The sequence below is a fragment of the Enterobacter sp. UPMP2061 genome, from assembly GCF_053709615.1.
The window spans coordinates 55,045-74,580 of record NZ_JBSKJP010000011.1 but is presented as its reverse complement, the minus strand read 5'-3'; the positions used below and the strand labels follow the sequence as shown (position 1 = coordinate 74,580).

Annotated in this window: 19 protein-coding genes and 1 other RNA gene; 14 read left to right on the top strand and 6 right to left on the bottom strand. The window is 57.2% G+C overall.

Annotation, left to right across the window (positions count from 1 at the left end; translation table 11 throughout):
* Positions 1-20 precede the first annotated feature (20 nt).
* From fbaA to ACWKXX_RS18230, 4 genes are all read left to right on the top strand, one after another.
* Entirely contained in the window at positions 21-1,100 is a 1,080-nt protein-coding gene (fbaA, locus tag ACWKXX_RS18245) for a class II fructose-bisphosphate aldolase (protein ID WP_261666019.1), read from the top strand.
* A 187-nt stretch (positions 1,101-1,287) separates the two neighbouring features.
* Positions 1,288-2,142 carry a small-conductance mechanosensitive channel MscS gene (gene mscS / locus ACWKXX_RS18240; RefSeq protein WP_032102946.1) on the top strand — a complete coding sequence of 285 codons (855 nt, stop codon included), beginning with the start codon at positions 1,288-1,290 and terminating at the stop codon, positions 2,140-2,142.
* 145 nt (positions 2,143-2,287) lie between these two features.
* Complete coding sequence (gene argO, locus ACWKXX_RS18235; protein ID WP_003860085.1) at positions 2,288-2,923, top strand: arginine exporter ArgO; 636 nt, start codon at positions 2,288-2,290, stop codon at positions 2,921-2,923.
* 92 nt (positions 2,924-3,015) lie between these two features.
* The gene (locus ACWKXX_RS18230) at positions 3,016-3,738 is read left to right on the top strand and encodes an oxidative stress defense protein (protein ID WP_017382904.1); all 723 of its coding nucleotides are present in this window, start codon (positions 3,016-3,018) and stop codon (positions 3,736-3,738) included.
* A 42-nt stretch (positions 3,739-3,780) separates the two neighbouring features.
* Here ACWKXX_RS18230 and argP read toward each other — a convergent pair whose 3' ends face one another.
* Entirely contained in the window at positions 3,781-4,674 is an 894-nt protein-coding gene (gene argP, locus ACWKXX_RS18225) for a DNA-binding transcriptional regulator ArgP (RefSeq protein WP_003860089.1), read from the bottom strand.
* 127 nt (positions 4,675-4,801) lie between these two features.
* Between argP and rpiA the strand changes: the two genes are divergently transcribed.
* Together rpiA and serA are read left to right on the top strand one after the other, a co-directional pair.
* A complete protein-coding gene (gene rpiA, locus ACWKXX_RS18220; protein ID WP_003860091.1) occupies positions 4,802-5,461 on the top strand; it encodes a ribose-5-phosphate isomerase RpiA in 660 nt (219 codons plus the stop codon).
* A 266-nt stretch (positions 5,462-5,727) separates the two neighbouring features.
* Positions 5,728-6,960: a phosphoglycerate dehydrogenase gene (serA, locus tag ACWKXX_RS18215; protein WP_015571805.1), complete on the top strand. Its 1,233-nt coding sequence runs from the start codon at positions 5,728-5,730 to the stop codon at positions 6,958-6,960.
* 107 nt (positions 6,961-7,067) lie between these two features.
* Here the strand turns inward: serA and ACWKXX_RS18210 are convergent, their stop codons facing one another.
* From ACWKXX_RS18210 to zapA, 3 genes are all read right to left on the bottom strand, one after another.
* Positions 7,068-7,664 (bottom strand): 5-formyltetrahydrofolate cyclo-ligase, encoded by a 597-nt coding sequence (locus tag ACWKXX_RS18210; RefSeq protein WP_032102944.1) that lies wholly within the window; start codon positions 7,662-7,664, stop codon positions 7,068-7,070.
* A 24-nt stretch (positions 7,665-7,688) separates the two neighbouring features.
* A non-coding RNA gene (ssrS, locus tag ACWKXX_RS18205) (6S RNA) lies at positions 7,689-7,872 on the bottom strand.
* A 41-nt stretch (positions 7,873-7,913) separates the two neighbouring features.
* Entirely contained in the window at positions 7,914-8,243 is a 330-nt protein-coding gene (zapA, locus tag ACWKXX_RS18200) for a cell division protein ZapA (protein WP_003860096.1), read from the bottom strand.
* Positions 8,244-8,410: 167 nt separating this feature from the next.
* Between zapA and ACWKXX_RS18195 the strand changes: the two genes are divergently transcribed.
* The 8 genes from ACWKXX_RS18195 (at position 8,411) to ACWKXX_RS18160 (ending at position 18,441) form a co-directional block, all read left to right on the top strand.
* Entirely contained in the window at positions 8,411-8,989 is a 579-nt protein-coding gene (locus ACWKXX_RS18195) for a YecA/YgfB family protein (protein WP_003860099.1), read from the top strand.
* A 31-nt stretch (positions 8,990-9,020) separates the two neighbouring features.
* Complete coding sequence (pepP, locus tag ACWKXX_RS18190; protein ID WP_100245288.1) at positions 9,021-10,334, top strand: Xaa-Pro aminopeptidase; 1,314 nt, start codon at positions 9,021-9,023, stop codon at positions 10,332-10,334.
* The gene (gene ubiH / locus ACWKXX_RS18185; protein ID WP_032669263.1) at positions 10,331-11,509 is read left to right on the top strand and encodes a 2-octaprenyl-6-methoxyphenyl hydroxylase; all 1,179 of its coding nucleotides are present in this window, start codon (positions 10,331-10,333) and stop codon (positions 11,507-11,509) included. The genes pepP and ubiH overlap by 4 nt, the downstream gene beginning before the upstream one ends.
* Before the next feature lie 12 nt (positions 11,510-11,521).
* Positions 11,522-12,724, top strand: a complete 1,203-nt coding sequence (ubiI, locus tag ACWKXX_RS18180; RefSeq protein WP_023295388.1) for an FAD-dependent 2-octaprenylphenol hydroxylase — start codon at positions 11,522-11,524, stop codon at positions 12,722-12,724.
* Between the two features lie 397 nt (positions 12,725-13,121).
* Positions 13,122-14,216: a glycine cleavage system aminomethyltransferase GcvT gene (gene gcvT, locus ACWKXX_RS18175; protein ID WP_003860107.1), complete on the top strand. Its 1,095-nt coding sequence runs from the start codon at positions 13,122-13,124 to the stop codon at positions 14,214-14,216.
* 23 nt (positions 14,217-14,239) lie between these two features.
* Positions 14,240-14,629, top strand: coding sequence for a glycine cleavage system protein GcvH (gene gcvH, locus ACWKXX_RS18170; RefSeq protein WP_006811885.1), 390 nt, complete (start codon positions 14,240-14,242; stop codon positions 14,627-14,629).
* Positions 14,630-14,753: 124 nt separating this feature from the next.
* On the top strand, positions 14,754-17,627 hold the full coding sequence (gcvP, locus tag ACWKXX_RS18165; protein WP_040118069.1) for an aminomethyl-transferring glycine dehydrogenase: 2,874 nt from the start codon (positions 14,754-14,756) through the stop codon (positions 17,625-17,627).
* Between the two features lie 70 nt (positions 17,628-17,697).
* Positions 17,698-18,441, top strand: coding sequence for an SDR family oxidoreductase (locus tag ACWKXX_RS18160; RefSeq protein WP_454540839.1), 744 nt, complete (start codon positions 17,698-17,700; stop codon positions 18,439-18,441).
* Between the two features lie 2 nt (positions 18,442-18,443).
* Here ACWKXX_RS18160 and ACWKXX_RS18155 read toward each other — a convergent pair whose 3' ends face one another.
* Together ACWKXX_RS18155 and ACWKXX_RS18150 are read right to left on the bottom strand one after the other, a co-directional pair.
* Complete coding sequence (locus ACWKXX_RS18155) at positions 18,444-18,944, bottom strand: protein disulfide oxidoreductase (RefSeq protein WP_017382895.1); 501 nt, start codon at positions 18,942-18,944, stop codon at positions 18,444-18,446.
* A complete protein-coding gene (locus tag ACWKXX_RS18150) occupies positions 18,934-19,536 on the bottom strand; it encodes a DsbA family protein (RefSeq protein WP_045141943.1) in 603 nt (200 codons plus the stop codon). The genes ACWKXX_RS18155 and ACWKXX_RS18150 overlap by 11 nt, the downstream gene beginning before the upstream one ends.

Genomic DNA, 19,536 nt, shown 5'->3' with positions numbered 1-19,536 from the left:
AAGATACAGGACTAAGCAACATGTCTAAAATTTTTGATTTCGTAAAACCTGGCGTTATCACTGGTGATGACGTACAGAAAGTGTTCCAGGTAGCTAAAGAAAACAACTTCGCTCTGCCAGCAGTTAACTGCGTAGGTACCGACTCCATCAACGCCGTACTGGAAACCGCTGCAAAAGTTAAAGCACCGGTTATCGTTCAGTTCTCTAACGGCGGCGCTGCGTTCATCGCAGGTAAAGGCGTGAAAACTGACGTTCCTCAGGGCGCTGCTATCCTGGGTGCTATCTCTGGCGCACATCACGTTCACCAGATGGCTGAGCACTACGGTGTTCCGGTTATCCTGCACACTGACCACTGCGCGAAAAAACTGCTGCCGTGGATCGACGGTCTGCTGGACGCAGGTGAAAAACACTTCGCAGCAACCGGTAAGCCACTGTTCTCTTCTCACATGATCGACCTGTCCGAAGAGTCTCTGGAAGAAAACATCGAGATCTGCTCTAAGTACCTGGCGCGTATGTCCAGAATGGGCATGACCCTGGAAATCGAACTGGGTTGCACCGGCGGTGAAGAAGACGGTGTGGACAACAGCCACATGGACGCTTCTGCTCTGTACACTCAGCCAGAAGACGTTGATTACGCTTACACCGAGCTGAGCAAAATCAGCCCACGCTTCACCATCGCAGCGTCCTTCGGTAACGTACACGGCGTATACAAACCAGGTAACGTGGTTCTGACCCCGACCATCCTGCGTGATTCTCAGGAATACGTGTCTAAGAAACACAACCTGCCGCACAACAGCCTGAACTTCGTCTTCCACGGCGGTTCCGGTTCTTCTGCTCAGGAAATCAAAGATTCCGTAAGCTACGGCGTAGTGAAAATGAACATCGATACCGACACCCAATGGGCAACCTGGGACGGTATCCTGCAATACTACAAAACCAACGAAGCTTACCTGCAAGGTCAGCTGGGCAACCCGAAAGGCGAAGACCAGCCGAACAAGAAATACTACGATCCACGCGTATGGCTGCGCGCTGCCCAGACTTCTATGATTACTCGTCTGGAGCAGGCATTCAAAGAACTGAACGCGGTTGACGTTCTGTAATTTGAGCTGTTCATAGCGTCAAGAAGGTCCGCATATGCGGGCCTTTTTTTATGCCTTTTCAATAGCCTGATGCCTCTGTTTTTGTGATCTGTTTGGCAATATCATGGCTTTTTGTTTACCCTTTACTGACCTGCCTGTCTCCGTGTGGGATAGATTTTGTGGTTTTTATGAGCATAAGGAAAGATAAATGGAAGATCTCGGTGTTGTAGATAGCATCAATAACGCTGGCTCCTGGCTGGTGCGCAACCAGGCGCTCCTGATTAGTTACGCTGTGAATATTGCGGCGGCAATCGCCATTATTATTGTGGGGATGATCGTTGCCCGCACGGTTTCCCGGGGCGTTAATCGCGTAATGCTATCCCGTCATATCGATGCAACCGTTGCTGATTTCCTTTCTGCGCTGGTGCGTTACGGGATTATTGCGTTTACCCTCATTGCGGCAATGGGGCGGGTCGGTGTACAAACCGCTTCGGTCATTGCCGTACTTGGTGCCGCTGGTCTGGCCGTAGGTCTCGCTCTTCAGGGCTCGCTGGCTAACCTTGCAGCTGGCGTACTATTAGTGACGTTCCGTCCTTTCCGTGCCGGAGAGTATGTTGATCTCGGTGGCACTGCGGGCACCGTGCTGAACGTGCAGATTTTTTCTACCACGCTGCGTTCGGCAGACGGCAAAATCGTCATTGTGCCAAACAAGAAAGTGATTGATGGCAACATTACTAACTTCTCTCGTGAGCCGGTTCGCCGTAATGAACTCATTATCGGGGTTGGCTATGATTCAGATACTGAGCTGGTGAAAAAGCTGATTACCGATATCATCGAATCAGATGACCGCATTCTTAAAGATCGCGAAATGACCGTTCGCCTGAACGAGCTGGGCGCGTCATCCATTAATTTTGTGGTGCGCATCTGGAGTAAAAGCGGCGATCTGCAAAACGTTTACTGGGACGTGCTGGAGCGCATTAAGCGTGATTTCGATGCCAACGGCATCAGCTTCCCGTACCCGCAGATGGACGTAAACGTCAAAAAAATCAAAGAAGCAGAGTAACGTCTCTCGTAGGCCCGGTAAGCGTCAGCGACACCGGGCTTTTCTTTTATTAGCCCGGCTAATCCCCAATTAATATTATCAATTTCCTCTAATGCCGTTCCCGCAGTATAGTCTGCCTCCAGGACAACTCTGCGAGAATTACGTCATGTTATCTTATTATTTTCAAGGGCTTGCATTAGGTGCGGCCATGATCCTTCCCCTTGGTCCACAAAATGCGTTTGTGATGAACCAGGGCATTCGCCGTCAGTATCATCTGATGATTGCCCTGCTGTGCGCGGTGAGCGATTTGCTACTGATTTGCGCCGGGATTTTTGGCGGCAGCGCCTTGCTGATGCAGTCGCCGTGGCTGCTGGCGCTGGTTACCTGGGGCGGCGTAGCGTTTCTGCTGTGGTACGGGTTTGGCGCCCTGAAAACGGCCATGAGCAGCAATCTTGAGCTGGCGAGCGCCGAAGTGATGAAGCAGGGGCGCTGGAAGATTATCGTCACCATGCTCGCCGTGACGTGGCTTAACCCGCACGTTTATCTTGATACGTTCGTGGTGCTCGGCAGCCTGGGTGGACAGCTGGACGTTGAGCCCAAGCGCTGGTTTGCGCTCGGTACGGTCAGCGCCTCCTTCCTCTGGTTCTTTGGTCTTGCGATCCTGGCGGCATGGCTGGCGCCACGTCTGCGCACCGCTAAAGCGCAGCGCATTATCAATACCCTGGTTGGGCTGGTGATGTGGTTTATTGCCTTCCAGCTGGCGAAAGAGGGGATTCATCACGTACAGGGACTGTTCAACTAAGCGTTGTCTTATGGACATCTGAACAAGACCCGCTAAGCTTGCTGGCATGAGCCCTGTTAACAGGGCACTCTTCGCAACATGGAGGAATGACAGTGAAGTTTAAGGTGATGGCCCTGGCGGCATTAGTAAGTTTAGGTGCGGTGTCGGTGCAGGCGAATGAACTGCCAAACGGCCCGCACATTGTCACTTCAGGCACGGCAAGCGTGGATGCGGTACCGGATGTTGCAACCCTGGCAATTGAAGTGAACGTGGCGGCGAAAGATGCTGCTTCCGCCAAGAAACAGGCAGACGATCGTGTTGCGCAATACCTCTCTTTCCTGGAACAGAACGGTGTCGCGAAAAAAGACATCAGCTCTGCGAACCTGCGTACCCAACCGGATTACGACTACCAGAACGGCAAAAGCATCCTGAAAGGCTATCGCGCCGTGCGTACTGTGGAAGTGACTGTACGCCAGCTTGATAAGCTCAACGGATTGCTGGATGGTGCGCTGAAGGCTGGGCTGAACGAAATTCGTTCCGTCTCGCTGGGCGTTGCGCAACCGGAGAAATATAAAGACGAAGCGCGTAAAGCGGCGATTGATGATGCCATTCATCAGGCGCAGCAGCTGGCATCCGGCTTCAAGACCAAGCTCGGTCCGGTTTACAGCGTGCGCTACCACGTTTCAAACTACCAGCCAAGCCCGATGGTTCGGATGATGAAGGCGGACGCCGCGCCGGTTTCTGCTCAGGAAACCTACGAGCAGCCAACCATTCAGTTCGACGATCAGGTTGATGTGGTGTTCCAGCTGGAGCCGACTGAAAAGCCCGCTCAGTAACCCGTAGGCCGGGTAAGGCGAAGCCGCCACCCGGCTAGTTTTTCAATCCTGTCTTAACACCTTATGCCCAAACGCCAGCAGCGCGTCAGTGACGTTGCGCATCATGCGGCTTTCCGGGGCAAAACGGTGCCAGTACAGCATCCGGCGCTGATACAGCCCCGGGGTTAAATCAATCAGCTCACCGCTTTTCAACTCTTTCTCAATCTGCAAATGCGGGATCATGCAGCAGGTGGTTCCCTGACGCGCGAGCTGTACGAAGGCTTCGGACGAGTTAACGATATGACACGGCACGCTGCCCGGCGGCAGATCGAAGTTTTGTTGCAGGAAGGCCTGATGCATATCGTCCAGATGGTCGAACGCGACGGCAGGCGCTTTCAGCAGCGCGGCGCGGGTCACGCCGTTCGGGAAGTAGCGCTCGGCAAAGGCTTTTGAACCGACAAACAGGTAATCCAGCGCGCCCAGCTGATCCACCAGACAGCTTGGCAGCGCCTGAGGCTGAATACTGACCGCCCCAACCACTTCGCCACGGCGCAGGCGCTCCTGGGTGCGGGTTTCGTCTTCAACCTGGAGGTTCAGGCGGATCGGGGAGTCGGCCAGCACCGGCGCAAGGGCCGGCAGCAGCCAGGTTGCCAGACTGTCGGCGTTCACCGCCAGCGACAGTAGCAGCGGCGTGGAGCCGGTCTGTTCATCGCCCAGCCACTCATCTTCCAGCAGTTCAACCTGACGCAGCAGGGCGAGGAGCTTTTGTCCTTGCTCCGTCGGACGCGGCGGCACGGTACGCACCAGCAGCGGCTGCCCGAACATGTTTTCAAGCTGTTTGATACGCTGTGATACGGCGGACTGGGTGATGCACAGCTTTTGCGCCGCGCGCTCAAAACCGCGTTCACGAATAACTGCATCAAGTGCCTGTAGTGTTCTGTAGTCCGGACGTTTCATTGCTCTGGCTGACTCCTTAATTTTGCTTAATCTGCACTATGACACAATTTTCCCTTCGTGGCAGACGAAATCCATTCGACGTGTTCTATAATGCGCCCTGAGTTTTCACACCACAGGCAAAACGATCATGACGCAGGATGAACTGAAAAAAGCAGTAGGATGGGCCGCTCTCCAGTACGTACAGCCGGGTACCATTGTCGGTGTTGGTACGGGGTCGACGGCGGCGCACTTTATCGATGCGCTGGGCACGATGAAGGGGCAGATCGAGGGCGCGGTTTCCAGCTCCGATGCTTCCACGGAAAAGCTGAAAAGCCTCGGCATTACCGTTTTCGACCTCAACGAAGTGGACCGTCTGGGCATTTACGTTGATGGCGCGGATGAAATCAACGGCCACATGCAGATGATCAAAGGCGGCGGCGCGGCGCTGACCCGCGAAAAAATCATCGCTTCCGTGGCGGATAAGTTCATCTGCATCGCGGACGCCTCCAAGCAGGTCGACATTCTGGGGAATTTCCCGCTGCCGGTCGAAGTGATCCCGATGGCGCGCAGCGCCGTGGCACGTCAACTGGTGAAGCTGGGTGGTCGTCCGGAATACCGTCAGGGTGTGGTGACCGACAACGGCAACGTGATCCTCGACGTTCACGGCCTTGAGATCCTCGATGCCATTGCGCTGGAAAATGCGATCAACGGCATTCCAGGCGTCGTTACCGTAGGGTTATTTGCCAACCGTGGCGCGGACGTGGCGCTGATCGGCACGGCTGACGGTGTAAAAACCATCGTAAAATGATCTGACGGGGGGAGCGCTCCCCCCGCTAAAAAATTTTTGAAAAGCTAAATTCGGTGACTTGTGTCACGTTTTTCCGCCTCTTTTGCCGATCCTGCCACGTTCGTAATTTTCCGCAGCATTTTCCTCTGCCATTTTGCTCTGTATGACTTTTCTTCAGAGTGCCGACGCAAACGTTCATATTGCTGCAATAGTTTTTTTTGATATGTTGGCTGCACGGGATTTATATCCAGCACAACATCAGTTCAGATAAAAACAGGGTCGGGTAAATGGCAAAGGTATCACTGGAGAAAGACAAGATTAAATTCCTGCTGGTTGAAGGCGTGCACCAGAAAGCGCTCGATAGCCTTCGCGCAGCAGGCTACACCAACATCGAATTTCACAAAGGCGCGCTGGACACTGAAGAGCTGAAAGCGTCCATCCGTGATGCCCATTTCATTGGCCTGCGATCCCGTACCCAACTGACTGAAGACGTTATTGCTGCGGCGGAAAAGCTGGTGGCGATTGGCTGTTTCTGCATCGGCACCAATCAGGTTGATCTGAATGCCGCCGCCAAACGCGGTATCCCGGTCTTTAACGCGCCGTTCTCTAACACCCGTTCCGTGGCGGAGCTGGTGATTGGCGAGCTGCTGCTGCTCCTTCGCGGCATTCCGGAAGCTAACGCCAAAGCGCACCGCGGCGTGTGGAATAAGCTGGCTGCGGGCTCCTACGAAGCGCGTGGTAAAAAGCTCGGGATTATCGGTTACGGCCACATCGGTACGCAGCTCGGTATTCTGGCGGAATCCCTCGGCATGCACGTGTTTTTCTACGATATCGAAAGCAAGCTGCCGCTGGGTAACGCGACGCAGGTGCAGCATCTTTCTGACCTGCTGAACATGAGCGACGTGGTCAGCCTGCACGTGCCGGAAAATGCGTCCACCAAAAACATGATGGGGGCGGAAGAGCTGGCGTTGATGAAGCCGGGCGCTCTGCTGATCAACGCCGCGCGTGGTACGGTGGTTGACATTCCTGCGCTGTGCGACGCGCTGAAGCGTAAGCATCTGGCGGGTGCGGCGATTGACGTGTTCCCGACGGAACCAGCCACCAACAGCGATCCGTTCACCTCTCCGCTGTGCGAGTTCGACAACGTGATCCTGACGCCGCACATCGGCGGTTCTACTCAGGAGGCGCAGGAGAATATCGGCCTGGAAGTGGCGGGTAAACTGAGCAAATATTCCGACAACGGTTCAACGCTCTCTGCGGTGAACTTCCCGGAAGTGTCTCTGCCGCTGCACGGTGGGCGTCGTCTGTTGCACATCCACGAAAACCGTCCTGGCGTGCTGACCGCCATCAACCAGATCTTTGCCGAGCAGGGCGTTAACATTGCCGCGCAGTATCTGCAAACTAACTCGCAGATGGGTTATGTGGTGATTGATATTGAAGCGGATGAAGATATCGCCGAGAAAGCATTGCAGAGCATGAAGGCCATTCCGGGGACGATTCGCGCGCGCCTGTTGTACTGATGGTGCGAGGTAAATGCAAAACGGTAACGATAGTTACCGTTTTTTATGTTTTCACCCTCTCCCTGTGGGAGAGGGCTGGGGTGAGGGCATCTGGCCGCACGCTTGGTTCACCACTCCCACAACTTCGATGGCGTCACCACCGCCGGCAACGGCACATCCCATTTCTCCACGGGTAATGCCTCCACGCCCTGGCAATCATGCGCATACCCCACCGGCTGCAATCCGTACTGCTGCCAGTTTTGTAGCGTCCTGTCATAGAATCCCCCGCCCATGCCTAATCGCTGGCCCTGCTCGTCAAACGCCACCAGCGGTGTAATCAGCACATCCAGCCCGGAAAGCGGGAGCACGTCGCGCACGTCGAGTTTGGGTTCGGTGATTTTCAGACGATTTACCACCAGCTCGCTGTGCGGATGGTAGTGCAGAAACAGCAGATTGCCCGGGCTAAAGGGATGCAGAACCGGCAGGTAAACTTTTTTCCCGGCGCGCCAGAGCTGGTCGATAAGCGGTTGGGTATCCAGCTCACCATCAAACGAGAGAAACAGGGCGACGGTGTTTGCCATCACCACAGGCGGATAGGCCATCATGCGGGCGGCGGCCTGCTGGGCAAACTGTGCCTGTTGCTCGGCGCTTAGGGCGCGACGACGCTGGCGAATAAGCTGACGGATGTCCTGGCGTGAAGCAGAAACTTCAGGGAGTTGAGTCATGGTAGTCGGTAGAAGAAAAGAGAGGGAATCTCCGAGATGCCGCCGCAGGCTGTAACCCTTGAACCCTTGGTTCAAGGTGAATGTGTCGTCATAGTTTTAAGGCTTCTCGGACGAACCGAGCATGCTCACCAACCATGGAGCGCCACATTCTTGTGGTATGAAATATCGGCTCAGGGGACTGGCCCGCTTGCGAACATCTCAGAGAAATTTTGTCTTCACAGTTACTCTACCATAGTCAACTGAGAAGTGTTATTCAAACTTTGGTCCCGGTCTTTCGGGACTGCGACCTTGATCAAGCAATGCCTGTTCTATGGTCTGCTGGAGCATTTTAATGCGCTGCTCCATGCTTGCCGCGTAATCGCGGGTCTTCGCTTTTTCCTGAGTCAGTTCATAGCTGATGTTCAACGCGGCGATGAAAACCAGCTGCTCAGTATTTGTGACTCTAGTGCGTTCTTTTAGATCTTGCAACCGCTGATTCAAATCGTCCGCAGCCTGATTCAAGGCATCCCTTTGTTCAGGCGGACAATTCACTCGCAGTGAACGGCCAAAAATCTGGAGATCGACGGGTTGTGCAGACATGCCACCTTCCTGCTGATTGACTGCGCTGCCTTCGCTTACTGCCCCGGGGGCTGCGAAGGGGCGACACTATAGCTACCCTGATGTGAAGATACAAGCCCTTTTCTGGTATCACCAGGGTCCAAAGTGGTAGCATATCATGAATATCCTCCCTTTGATGACGAATGCGTATGTCTATACAGAACGAAATGCCTGGTTACAAGGATTTAAACCAGTTACTGAACCAGCAGGGAGTCGGTCTGACCCCTGCCGAAATGCACGGTCTGATCAGCGGCATACTGTGCGGCGGAAACAGCGACAGCTCATGGCAGCCGCTGATCCACGACCTCACCAACGAAGGGCTGGCGTTTGGCCACGAACTGGCGGAAGCGCTGCGTAAAATGCATGCCGCAACCAGCGATTCCCTGGAAGACGATGGCTTTCTTTTTCAGCTTTATCTGCCTGAAGGCGACGATGTCAGCGTCTTCGATCGCGCTGATGCGCTCGCGGGTTGGGTAAACCACTATCTGCTTGGCCTGGGCGTAACCCAGCCTAAACTGGATAAAGTGACCGGCGAAGCGGGTGAAGCGATCGACGATCTGCGTAACATCGCCCAGCTCGGCTACGATGAAGACGAAGACCAGGAAGAGCTGGAGATGTCTCTCGAAGAGATTATCGAGTACGTGCGCGTGGCGTCTCTGCTGTGTCACGACAACTTTACGCGCTCGCAGCCGACCGCGCCGGAAGTTCGCAAGCCAACATTACACTAAGAAAAATAACGCACAGGAGGGTGTCATGGTTATCTCCAGTCAAGAGTATTCTCGCCGTCGTCAGGCGCTGCTGGCGAAAATGCAGCCGGGAAGCGCTGCCCTGATTTTCGCCGCGCCGGAAGTGACGCGCAGCGCCGACAGCGAATACCCCTATCGCCAGAGCAGTGATTTCTGGTACTTCACCGGGTTTAACGAGCCGGAAGCGGTACTGGTGCTGATTAAAAGCAATGACACCCACAACCACAGCGTGATTTTTAACCGCGTGCGCGATCTGACCGCGGAAATCTGGTTTGGTCGCCGCTTAGGGCAGGAGGCGGCGCCAGAAAAACTGGGTGTGGACCGCGCGCTGGCCTACAGCGAAATCAACCAGCAGCTCTACCAACTGCTGAACGGTCTGGACGTGCTCTATCACGCGCAGGGCGAATACGCGTATGCGGATGACATTGTTTTCACCGCGCTGGATAAGCTGCGTAAAGGCTCACGTCAGAATTTGTCTGCACCCGCCACCCTGACGGACTGGCGACCGATGGTGCATGAGATGCGCCTGTTTAAGTCTGACGAAGAGCTGAACGTGATGCGCCGCGCGGGCGAAATCAGCGCCCTGGCGCATACCCGCGCCATGGAAAAGTGCCGTCCCGGTATGTTCGAGTACCAGCTTGAAGGCGAAATTCACCATGAATTTAACCGTCACGGCGCGCGCTTCCCGTCCTATAACACCATCGTAGGCGGCGGGGAAAATGGCTGCATTCTGCACTACACCGAAAACGAAAGTGAACTGCGCGACGGCGATCTGGTGCTGATTGACGCCGGCTGTGAATATCAGGGTTACGCGGGCGACATCACCCGTACCTTCCCGGTGAACGGTAAATTCACCACCGCGCAGCGTGAAATCTATGACATCGTGCTTGAGTCTCTGGAGACCGCGCTGACGCTGTTCCGTCCTGGCACCTCCATCCAGGAGGTTACGGGCGAGGTGGTGCGCATCATGATTACCGGGCTGGTGAAGCTCGGCATTCTGAAAGGCGATGTGGACACCCTTATAACCGAAAACGCCCATCGTCCGTACTTTATGCACGGCCTGAGCCACTGGCTGGGGCTGGATGTGCATGACGTCGGGGCATACGGTCCGGAACGTTCGCGCGTGCTGGAGCCTGGCATGGTGCTGACCGTTGAGCCGGGGCTGTACATCGCGCCGGATGCCGACGTGCCGGAACAGTACCGCGGGATCGGCATTCGTATTGAAGATGATATCGTCATCACCGAAACCGGTAACGAAAACCTGACCGCGACCGTGGTGAAAAAAGCTGACGACATCGAGGCGCTGATGGCGGCGGCACGCGGATGAGCGTAATCATCGTTGGCGGAGGCATGACCGGCGCTACTCTGGCGCTGGCTATTTCGCAGTTAACCCAGGGCCAGCTTCCGGTGCATCTCGTCGAGGCGGTCGCGCCGCAGGCGGCCGATCATCCCGGTTTCGACGCCCGCGCTATCGCGCTGGCGCAGGGAACCTGTCAGCAGCTTGCGCGTATTGGGATCTGGCAGGCGATAGCGGATTGCGCAACGGCGATCGGCACCGTTCACGTCAGCGATCGCGGGCATGCCGGGTTTGTGACGCTGGATGCCCACGATTACCGGATCGAGGCGCTGGGGCAGGTTGTCGAGCTGCATAACGTAGGGCTGCGGCTGTTCCGTCTGTTACAGGACGCGCCTGGCGTCACGCTGCACTGTCCGGCGCGCGTCGCCAGCTTTAGCCGTCGTGACGAGGCCGTCAGCGTGACGCTGGACAACGGCACCACGCTGGAGGGGCAACTGCTGGTGGCGGCAGATGGTTCACGCTCCGCGATCGCCACGCAGTGCGGCGTCGAATGGCGCTCTGAACCCTATGGGCAGGCGGCGGTCATCGCTAACGTCTCTACGGCTGGCGCGCATAACGGCAGGGCATTTGAGCGCTTCACGGAGCACGGCCCGCTGGCCATGCTGCCGATGTCGAACGGGCGCTGCTCGCTGGTATGGTGCCATGCGCAGGATCGGGCCGATGAGGTTCTCTCCTGGTCCGACGAACGTTTTTGTTCCGAGCTGCAAAAAGCCTTCGGCTGGCGGCTTGGGCGCATCACCCATGCCGGAAAACGCGTGGCCTATCCGCTCGCGCTGACGACCGCATCGCAGACTGTCTCCCATCGCGTCGCCCTGGTCGGCAACGCCGCGCAGACGCTGCACCCCATCGCCGGGCAAGGCTTCAACCTTGGCCTCCGTGACGTGATAAGCCTGGCAGAGCTACTGGCCCGGACGTGGAGCGAACAACAGGATTGTGGCGCATACTCGGTGCTAAGCCATTACCAGAAACGACGCCAGGCGGACAAAGCGGCGACCATTGGCGTCACCGACGGTTTAGTCCACCTGTTTGCCAATCGCTGGGCACCGCTGGTTGCGGGTCGCAACCTTGGGCTGATGGCGATGGAACTGTTCATTCCGGCACGTGACGTGCTGGCGCAGCGGACCCTGGGTTGGGTCGCGCGTTAAGGAGTATTGACCGTGCAAAATGTTGATGTCGCCATTGTGGGTGGCGGAATGGTAGGACTGGCGCTGGCCTGTGGTTTACAGGGCAGCGGCCTGCGCGTGGCCGTGCTTGAGCAAAAAGCGCCGCAGCCTGTGGCGCAGGATGCACCGCCGGAGCTGCGCGTCTCGGCGATCAATGCCGCCAGCGAAAAGCTACTGACGCACCTTGGCGTCTGGTCTGAAATCGTGGCGCTGCGTGCCAGCTGTTACCATGGCATGGAAGTGTGGGACAAAGACAGCTTCGGCCATATCGCGTTTGACGATGAAAGCATGGGCTATAGCCACCTTGGACACATCGTTGAAAACGCGGTGATCCACCACGCGCTGTGGCAGAAAGCACAGCAGTGCAGCGACGTCACGCTGATCGCACCGGCGAAACTCCAGCAGGTGGCGTGGGGCGAAAACGACGCGTTTATCACTCTTGAAAGTGGCGACATGCTGACCGCGCGTCTGGTGGTGGGTGCCGACGGCGCCAATTCCTGGCTGCGTAACAAAGCGGATATTCCGCTGACCTTCTGGGATTACCGCCATCACGCGTTGGTGGCCACAATCCGCACCGAAGAGCCGCACGGCGGCGTGGCGCGCCAGATTTTCCATAATGACGGCATTCTGGCCTTCCTGCCGCTTGCCGATCCGCATCTCTGCTCCATCGTCTGGTCCTTAGAGCCGGAGAAAGCGCAGCAGATGCAGGAGGCGACGCCGGATGCCTTCAGTCAGGCGCTATGCGTGGCGTTTGATAACCGTCTGGGCCTGTGCATGCTTGAAAGCGAACGCCAGACGTTTCCGTTAACCGGTCGCTACGCGCGTCAGTTTGCCGCGCACCGTCTGGCGCTGGTGGGGGATGCGGCGCATACCATTCATCCGCTGGCCGGGCAGGGGGTGAACCTCGGCTTTATGGACGCGGCTGAGCTGGTTGAAGAGCTGCGTCGCCTGCATCGGGAAGGCAAAGATATTGGCCAGCATCTGTATCTGCGTCGCTACGAGCGCAGCCGCAAACACAGTGCGGCGATGATGCTGGCGGGGATGCAGGGTTTCCGCGAGCTGTTTGCCGGAGCGAATCCGGCGAAAAAACTGCTGCGCGATATTGGCCTCAAGCTGGCCGACACTCTTCCCGGCGTAAAACCGCAGCTTCTTCGTCAGGCAATGGGCCTCAACGATCTTCCCGACTGGTTACGTTAATCTCGATCCCCGTCACACTTTATTTTCCCGGCCTCCGCGCCGGGGAAATTTCCTTGTTTGAAATAATCTAATTTCACGTCATTTTTCGCATTAGAAAATCTAATCTTACTATTTTTATGTTACGGAAATTCGGCCCGTTTTTCCGCACGAAATATCACCATCTGCTAAATTCTGTTAGATCATTGTTAATTTTATGCGGGTTTAATCGCATTTTCCCAGTGAATAACTCTGTAGGCTTTTCAGCGATTTTTGGTCATAAGCTAATGTGATGACCCGTTTTACCTTATGGTTAACCGCCGGTTTCGGTGGTAAGTTCAGGTAAAAGAGAACGTTTGCGTCGGCCCCCGATCGCGAGGCCGACACCGGGTTTCACGGTGAATTTTTCAACGAGGAAAAGATGGCTCAACAGACTCCTTTGTACGAACAGCACGTGTTGTGCGGCGCCCGCATGGTGGACTTCCACGGCTGGATGATGCCGCTGCACTACGGCTCGCAGATTGATGAGCACCACGCGGTGCGCACCGATGCCGGTATGTTCGACGTGTCTCATATGACGATTGTCGACCTGCGCGGTAGCCGCACCCGGGAGTTTTTGCGTTATCTGCTGGCAAACGACGTCGCCAAACTGAAAACGCCGGGCAAAGCGCTCTATACCGGCATGCTCAATGCCTCTGGCGGCGTGATTGACGACCTCATCGTCTACTACTTCACCGAAGATTTCTTCCGCCTCGTTGTAAACTCCGCCACCCGCGAAAAAGATCTCTCCTGGATTTCCCAACACGCTGAACCTTACGCCATAGACATCACCGTCCGTGACGATCTGTCGCTGATTGCCGTGCAGGGGCCAAACGCCCAGGCGAAAGCCGCCTCTCTGTTCAGCGACGAGCAGCGCAAAGCCACCGAAGGCATGAAGCCGTTCTTCGGCGTGCAGGCGGGCGATCTGTTTATCGCCACCACCGGCTACACCGGTGAAGCGGGCTACGAAATTGCGATGCCAAACGAGAAGGCCGCTGATTTCTGGCGTGCGCTGGTGGAGGCGGGCGTGAAGCCTGCGGGCCTGGGCGCGCGCGATACGCTGCGTCTGGAAGCAGGGATGAACCTCTACGGTCAGGAGATGGACGAAGGCGTCTCTCCGCTGGCGGCCAACATGGGCTGGACCATTGCGTGGGAACCGGCTGACCGTGATTTTATTGGCCGTGAAGCGCTGGAGATGCAGCGCGAGAAGGGCACTGAACAGCTGGTAGGCCTGGTGATGAAAGAAAAAGGCGTTCTGCGCGGCGAGCTGCCTGTACGCTTCACCGATGCCGATGGCAATCATCGCGAAGGCGTGATCACCAGCGGAACGTTCTCCCCGACGCTCGGCTACAGTATTGCCCTGGCACGCGTGCCGGCGGGGATTGGCGAAACGGCGGTGGTGCAGATCCGCAACCGCGAAATGCCGGTCAACGTGACCAAACCGATTTTTGTTCGCGCCGGTAAGCCGGTCGCCTAACTATTTTTATCAGGAGAACTTCAATGAGCAATGTGCCAGCAGAACTGAAATACAGCAAAGAACACGAGTGGCTGCGCAAAGAGGCGGACGGCACTTACACCGTTGGGATCACCGAGCACGCGCAGGAGCTGCTGGGCGACATGGTGTTTGTTGATCTGCCGGAAGTGGGCGCAACCGTGAGCGCAGGCGACGACTGTGCGGTGGCGGAATCCGTTAAAGCGGCCTCTGACATCTACGCCCCGGTGAGCGGTGAAATTGTTGCCGTGAACGACGCGCTGAGCGACTCCCCGGAGCTGGTCAACAGCGAACCGTATGAAGGCGGCTGGATCTTCAAGATCAAAGCCAGCGACGAAGCGCAGGTTGCCGCGCTGCTGGATGCGACCGCGTACGAAGCACTGTTAGAAGACGAGTAATCAGTAATCCCCCTCTCCCTTTGGGAGAGGGCAGGGGTGAGGGTGCCAATCTTCCCCTCACCCTAACCCTCTCCCAAAGGGAGAGGGAACTTAAATTCACTGCACGTTTCAGGAACCATCGCTCATGACACAGACTTTAAGCCAGCTTGAAAACCGTGGCGCCTTCATTGAACGTCACATTGGGCCGGATGCTCAGCAACAGCAGGAGATGCTGAAGACAGTTGGCGCGGATTCATTAAACGCACTGATCGGCCAGATCGTGCCAAAAGACATCCAGCTTGCTACGCCGCCGCAGGTAGGCGAGTCCACGACGGAGTTCGCCGCGCTGGCGGAGCTGAAGGCCATCGCCGGCCTTAACAAGCGCTATAAGTCTTACATTGGCATGGGCTACACCAACGTGCAGTTACCGCCGGTGATCCTGCGTAACATGCTGGAAAACCCGGGCTGGTACACCGCTTACACCCCGTATCAGCCAGAAGTCTCCCAGGGCCGTCTGGAAGCGCTGCTGAACTTCCAGCAGGTGACGCTGGATCTGACCGGTATGGATATCGCCTCTGCCTCGCTGCTGGATGAAGCGACCGCCGCCGCCGAAGCGATGGCGATGGCGAAGCGCGTGAGCAAGCTGAAAAACGCCAACCGCTTCTTCGTGGCGGCGGACGTGCATCCCCAGACGCTGGACGTGGTGCGCACCCGTGCGGAAACCTTCGGCTTTGAGGTGATTGTCGACGACGCTGAAAAAGTGCTGGATCACCAGGACGTCTTCGGCGTGCTGTTGCAGCAGGTGGGCACCACCGGGGAAGTGCACGACTACGGCGCACTGATCGCCGAGCTGAAATCCCGTAAGGTTATTGTTAGCGTCGCCGCTGATTTTATGGCGCTGGTGCTGCTGACGGCGCCAGGCAAACAGGGCTCGGATATTGTCTTCGGCTCAGCTCAGCGTTTCGGCGTGCCGATGGGCTACGGCGGCCCGCACGCGGCGTTCTTTGGCGCGAAAGATGAATTTAAACGTTCCATGCCAGGCCGTATTATCGGCGTATCGAAAGATGCCGCCGGTAACACCGCGCTGCGCATGGCGATGCAGACCCGCGAGCAGCATATCCGCCGCGAGAAAGCGAACTCCAACATCTGTACCTCGCAGGTGCTGCTGGCTAACATTGCCAGCCTGTACGCGGTGTTCCACGGTCCGGCTGGCCTGAAACGTATTGCCAGCCGCATCCACCGTCTGGCCGATATCCTGGCCTGCGGTCTGCAACAGAAAGGTCTCAGACTGCGTCATGAACACTATTTCGATACCCTGTGCGTCGAGGTGGCAGACAAAGCGGCCGTGCTGGCGCGCGCCGAGGCAGCGCAAATCAACCTGCGCAGCGACATTCACAATGCGGTCGGCATTACGCTGGACGAAAGCACCACCCGTGACGATATCCTGACCCTGTTCAACGTATTGCTGGGTGACGCACACGGTCTGGACGTTGATACGCTCGACAAAGAGGTTGCGCTCGACAGCCGCTCCATTCAGGAAAGCATGCTGCGCGACGACGCGATCCTGACTCACCCGGTGTTCAACCGCTATCACAGCGAAACCGAGATGATGCGTTACATGCACTCTCTGGAACGTAAAGATCTGGCGCTAAACCAGGCGATGATCCCGCTGGGCTCCTGCACCATGAAGCTGAACGCCGCGGCTGAGATGATCCCAATTACCTGGCCTGAATTCTCTGAGCTGCACCCGTTCTGCCCGGCTGAGCAGGCGGAAGGGTATCACATGATGATCAACCAGCTCTCCGACTGGCTGGTGAAGCTGACCGGGTACGACGCGCTCTGCATGCAGCCGAACTCCGGTGCGCAGGGTGAATACGCTGGTCTGCTGGCGATCCGTCACTATCACGAAAGCCGCAACGAAGGCCACCGTGATATCTGCCTGATCCCAAGCTCTGCCCACGGTACCAACCCGGCTTCTGCCCAGATGGCAGGAATGGAAGTGGTGGTTGTGGCGTGCGACAAAAACGGCAACATCGATCTGGCCGACCTGCGCGCCAAAGCCGAGCAGGCGGGCGACAAACTCTCCTGCATCATGGTGACCTACCCGTCCACCCACGGCGTGTACGAAGAAACTATCCGTGAAGTGTGTGAAGTGGTGCATAAGTTCGGCGGCCAGGTTTACCTCGACGGCGCAAACATGAACGCCCAGGTGGGCATCACCTCTCCGGGCTTTATTGGCGCGGATGTGTCGCACCTGAACCTGCATAAAACGTTCTGCATTCCGCACGGCGGTGGCGGCCCGGGGATGGGTCCTATCGGCGTGAAAGCGCACCTGGCACCGTTTGTGCCGGGCCACAGCGTGGTGCAGATTGAAGGCATGCTGACCCGTCAGGGCGCGGTCTCCGCGGCACCGTTCGGCAGCGCCTCTATCCTGCCAATCAGCTGGATGTACATCCGCATGATGGGCGCGGAAGGGCTGAAGCAGGCCAGCCAGGTGGCGATCCTCAACGCCAACTACATCGCAACGCGTCTGAAGGACGCCTATCCGGTGCTTTATACCGGTCGCGACGGTCGCGTGGCGCACGAATGCATCCTCGATATTCGTCCTCTGAAAGAAGAGACGGGCATCAGCGAGCTGGATATCGCCAAGCGTCTGATCGACTACGGCTTCCACGCGCCAACCATGTCGTTCCCGGTAGCGGGTACGCTGATGGTTGAGCCGACCGAATCTGAAAGCAAGGTGGAGCTGGATCGCTTTATCGACGCCATGCTGGCTATCCGCAGCGAAATCGACCGCGTGAAAGGCGGGGAGTGGACGCTGGAAGATAACCCGCTGGTGAACGCGCCGCATACACAGAACGAACTGGTGGCAGAGTGGAACCACGGTTATACCCGCGAGCTGGCTGTCTTCCCGGCAGGTGTGGCAAACAAATACTGGCCAACCGTGAAACGTCTTGATGATGTTTACGGCGACCGTAACCTGTTCTGCTCCTGCGTACCGATGAGCGAATACCAGTAACGTTGTTCCTGTAGTAACGTAGGCCGGGTAAGGCGAAGCCGCTACCCGGCTTTTTTATTGGGAGAAAAGAATGGCAATTGCACTGGTCACCGGCGCCAGCCGGGGTATTGGTAAAGCCACCGCGCTACAGCTGGCAAGCGAAGGCTACACCGTTGCGGTGAATTTTCATCACAACATCAAAGCCGCGACGGACGTCATTAATCAGATCGTGGACGCGGGCGGTAAAGCCTTTGCCGTACGCGCGGACATCAGCGATGAAGCGCAGGTGATGGCGATGTTCGACAGCATCGATCGCGAAGGTGAGCCGCTCGCCGCGCTGGTGAACAACGCCGGGATTTTGTTTGAACAATCCACCATCGAAAATCTCTCCGCTGAACGTATTAACCGCGTGCTGGCTACCAACGTCACCGGCTATTTTCTCTGCTGCCGTGAAGCGGTTAAGCGCATGTCGCATAAACACGGCGGCAAGGGCGGCGCGATTGTGAATGTCTCCTCGGCGGCATCACGGCTGGGCGCGCCGGGGGAATATGTGGATTATGCCGCCTCAAAAGGGGCGGTGGATTCCCTGACCACCGGCCTCGCGCTGGAGGTGGCGGCGCAGGGCATTCGCGTTAACGGCGTGCGGCCAGGCCTGATTTATACCGATATTCACGCCTCCGGCGGCGAGCCGGGGCGTGTGGATCGGGTGAAGTCGACGTTACCGATGCAGCGTGGCGGTCAGCCGGAGGAGGTCGCCCAGGCCATTGTCTGGCTGCTGAGCGACAAAGCCTCCTATGTCACCGGTAGCTTCCTGGAGCTGGCTGGCGGGAAGTAACGCTACGACGCCAGCCACAGCCGCAGGCGCATTCCCCAGCCGCTGGTCCAGCCGGTGGTGATCGACTTCACTTCACCGTGAGAGATCACCACCAGCGTTGGCGTAACCTTAACGTCCCACTCACGCGCCAGCTCTCCGCTGGCGTCGTTGACCGTGGGCATCGTCGCCTTCTTCTTCCTCATCCAGGTTTCGAGCGTCGCGTTATCGCCCGAGCGCAGCGCAACCGACATCACGTTACCCCCGTCCGCGGCAAGCGCCGCCACCGACGGCGTGGTGTAGCGGCAGACGCCGCACCATGTCGCCCAGACGTAGACCAGCAGCGGTCGCTCCTTACTCATGGCGATAAGATCGACGGGCTGACCGTCGAGGGTGTGCAGTGCCGTCGCGGAGAAATTCTGCGGCAGCGCGGGCTGGCGGAAATAGTCCACCGCCAGGCTCACGGCTACGCCAATCAGCAGCCATACGCCCAGCTCGCGCAGAAGGCGCGGAAGCTTACTTGCCACGGGCGTTTGCCAGCTGTTCTTTGACCAGCCCCTCCAGGTCGTCATACGGAATTGCGCCCGCCACCATCTGGTCGCCGATAATGGTCGCCGGGGTACCCTGAATATTCAGCACCTGCGCCAGGATGAGGTTCATCTTTAGGCTGTCCATGGTTTTATCATCCGTTTTAATGCTGTCCGTTCCGGTCTTTACCTTCGCGGCGGCGATGCTGGCGTCATCGTGATAGCCCTTTTTCATCATCAGCCGCTGGTGCAGCGCCCAGAATTTATCCGGCGCCTGCTGCCACGTTGAGAGTGCCGCTTTCGCGGCATTTACCGAGCTTTGTCCCTTGAACGGCAGCAGTTTGACGATGAGCTGCACGTCGGGATTTTCCTGCACGATTTTCTCAAGCATTGGGTCGAACTGCTTGCAATACGGGCAGTTGTAGTCCGTGAAGGAGACGATGGTCAGCTTCGGCGATGTCGCGCCGGTTCGCGGGCTGTTGGGGTCGTTAAACAGAAGTTTTGCCAGCTGGTCGCTGGAAGCGTCATCAGAAGGTGCGGCGAAACCGAACGTTGATAACGACAGCAGAAGTAAGGCAACGAAGGCTCTCAT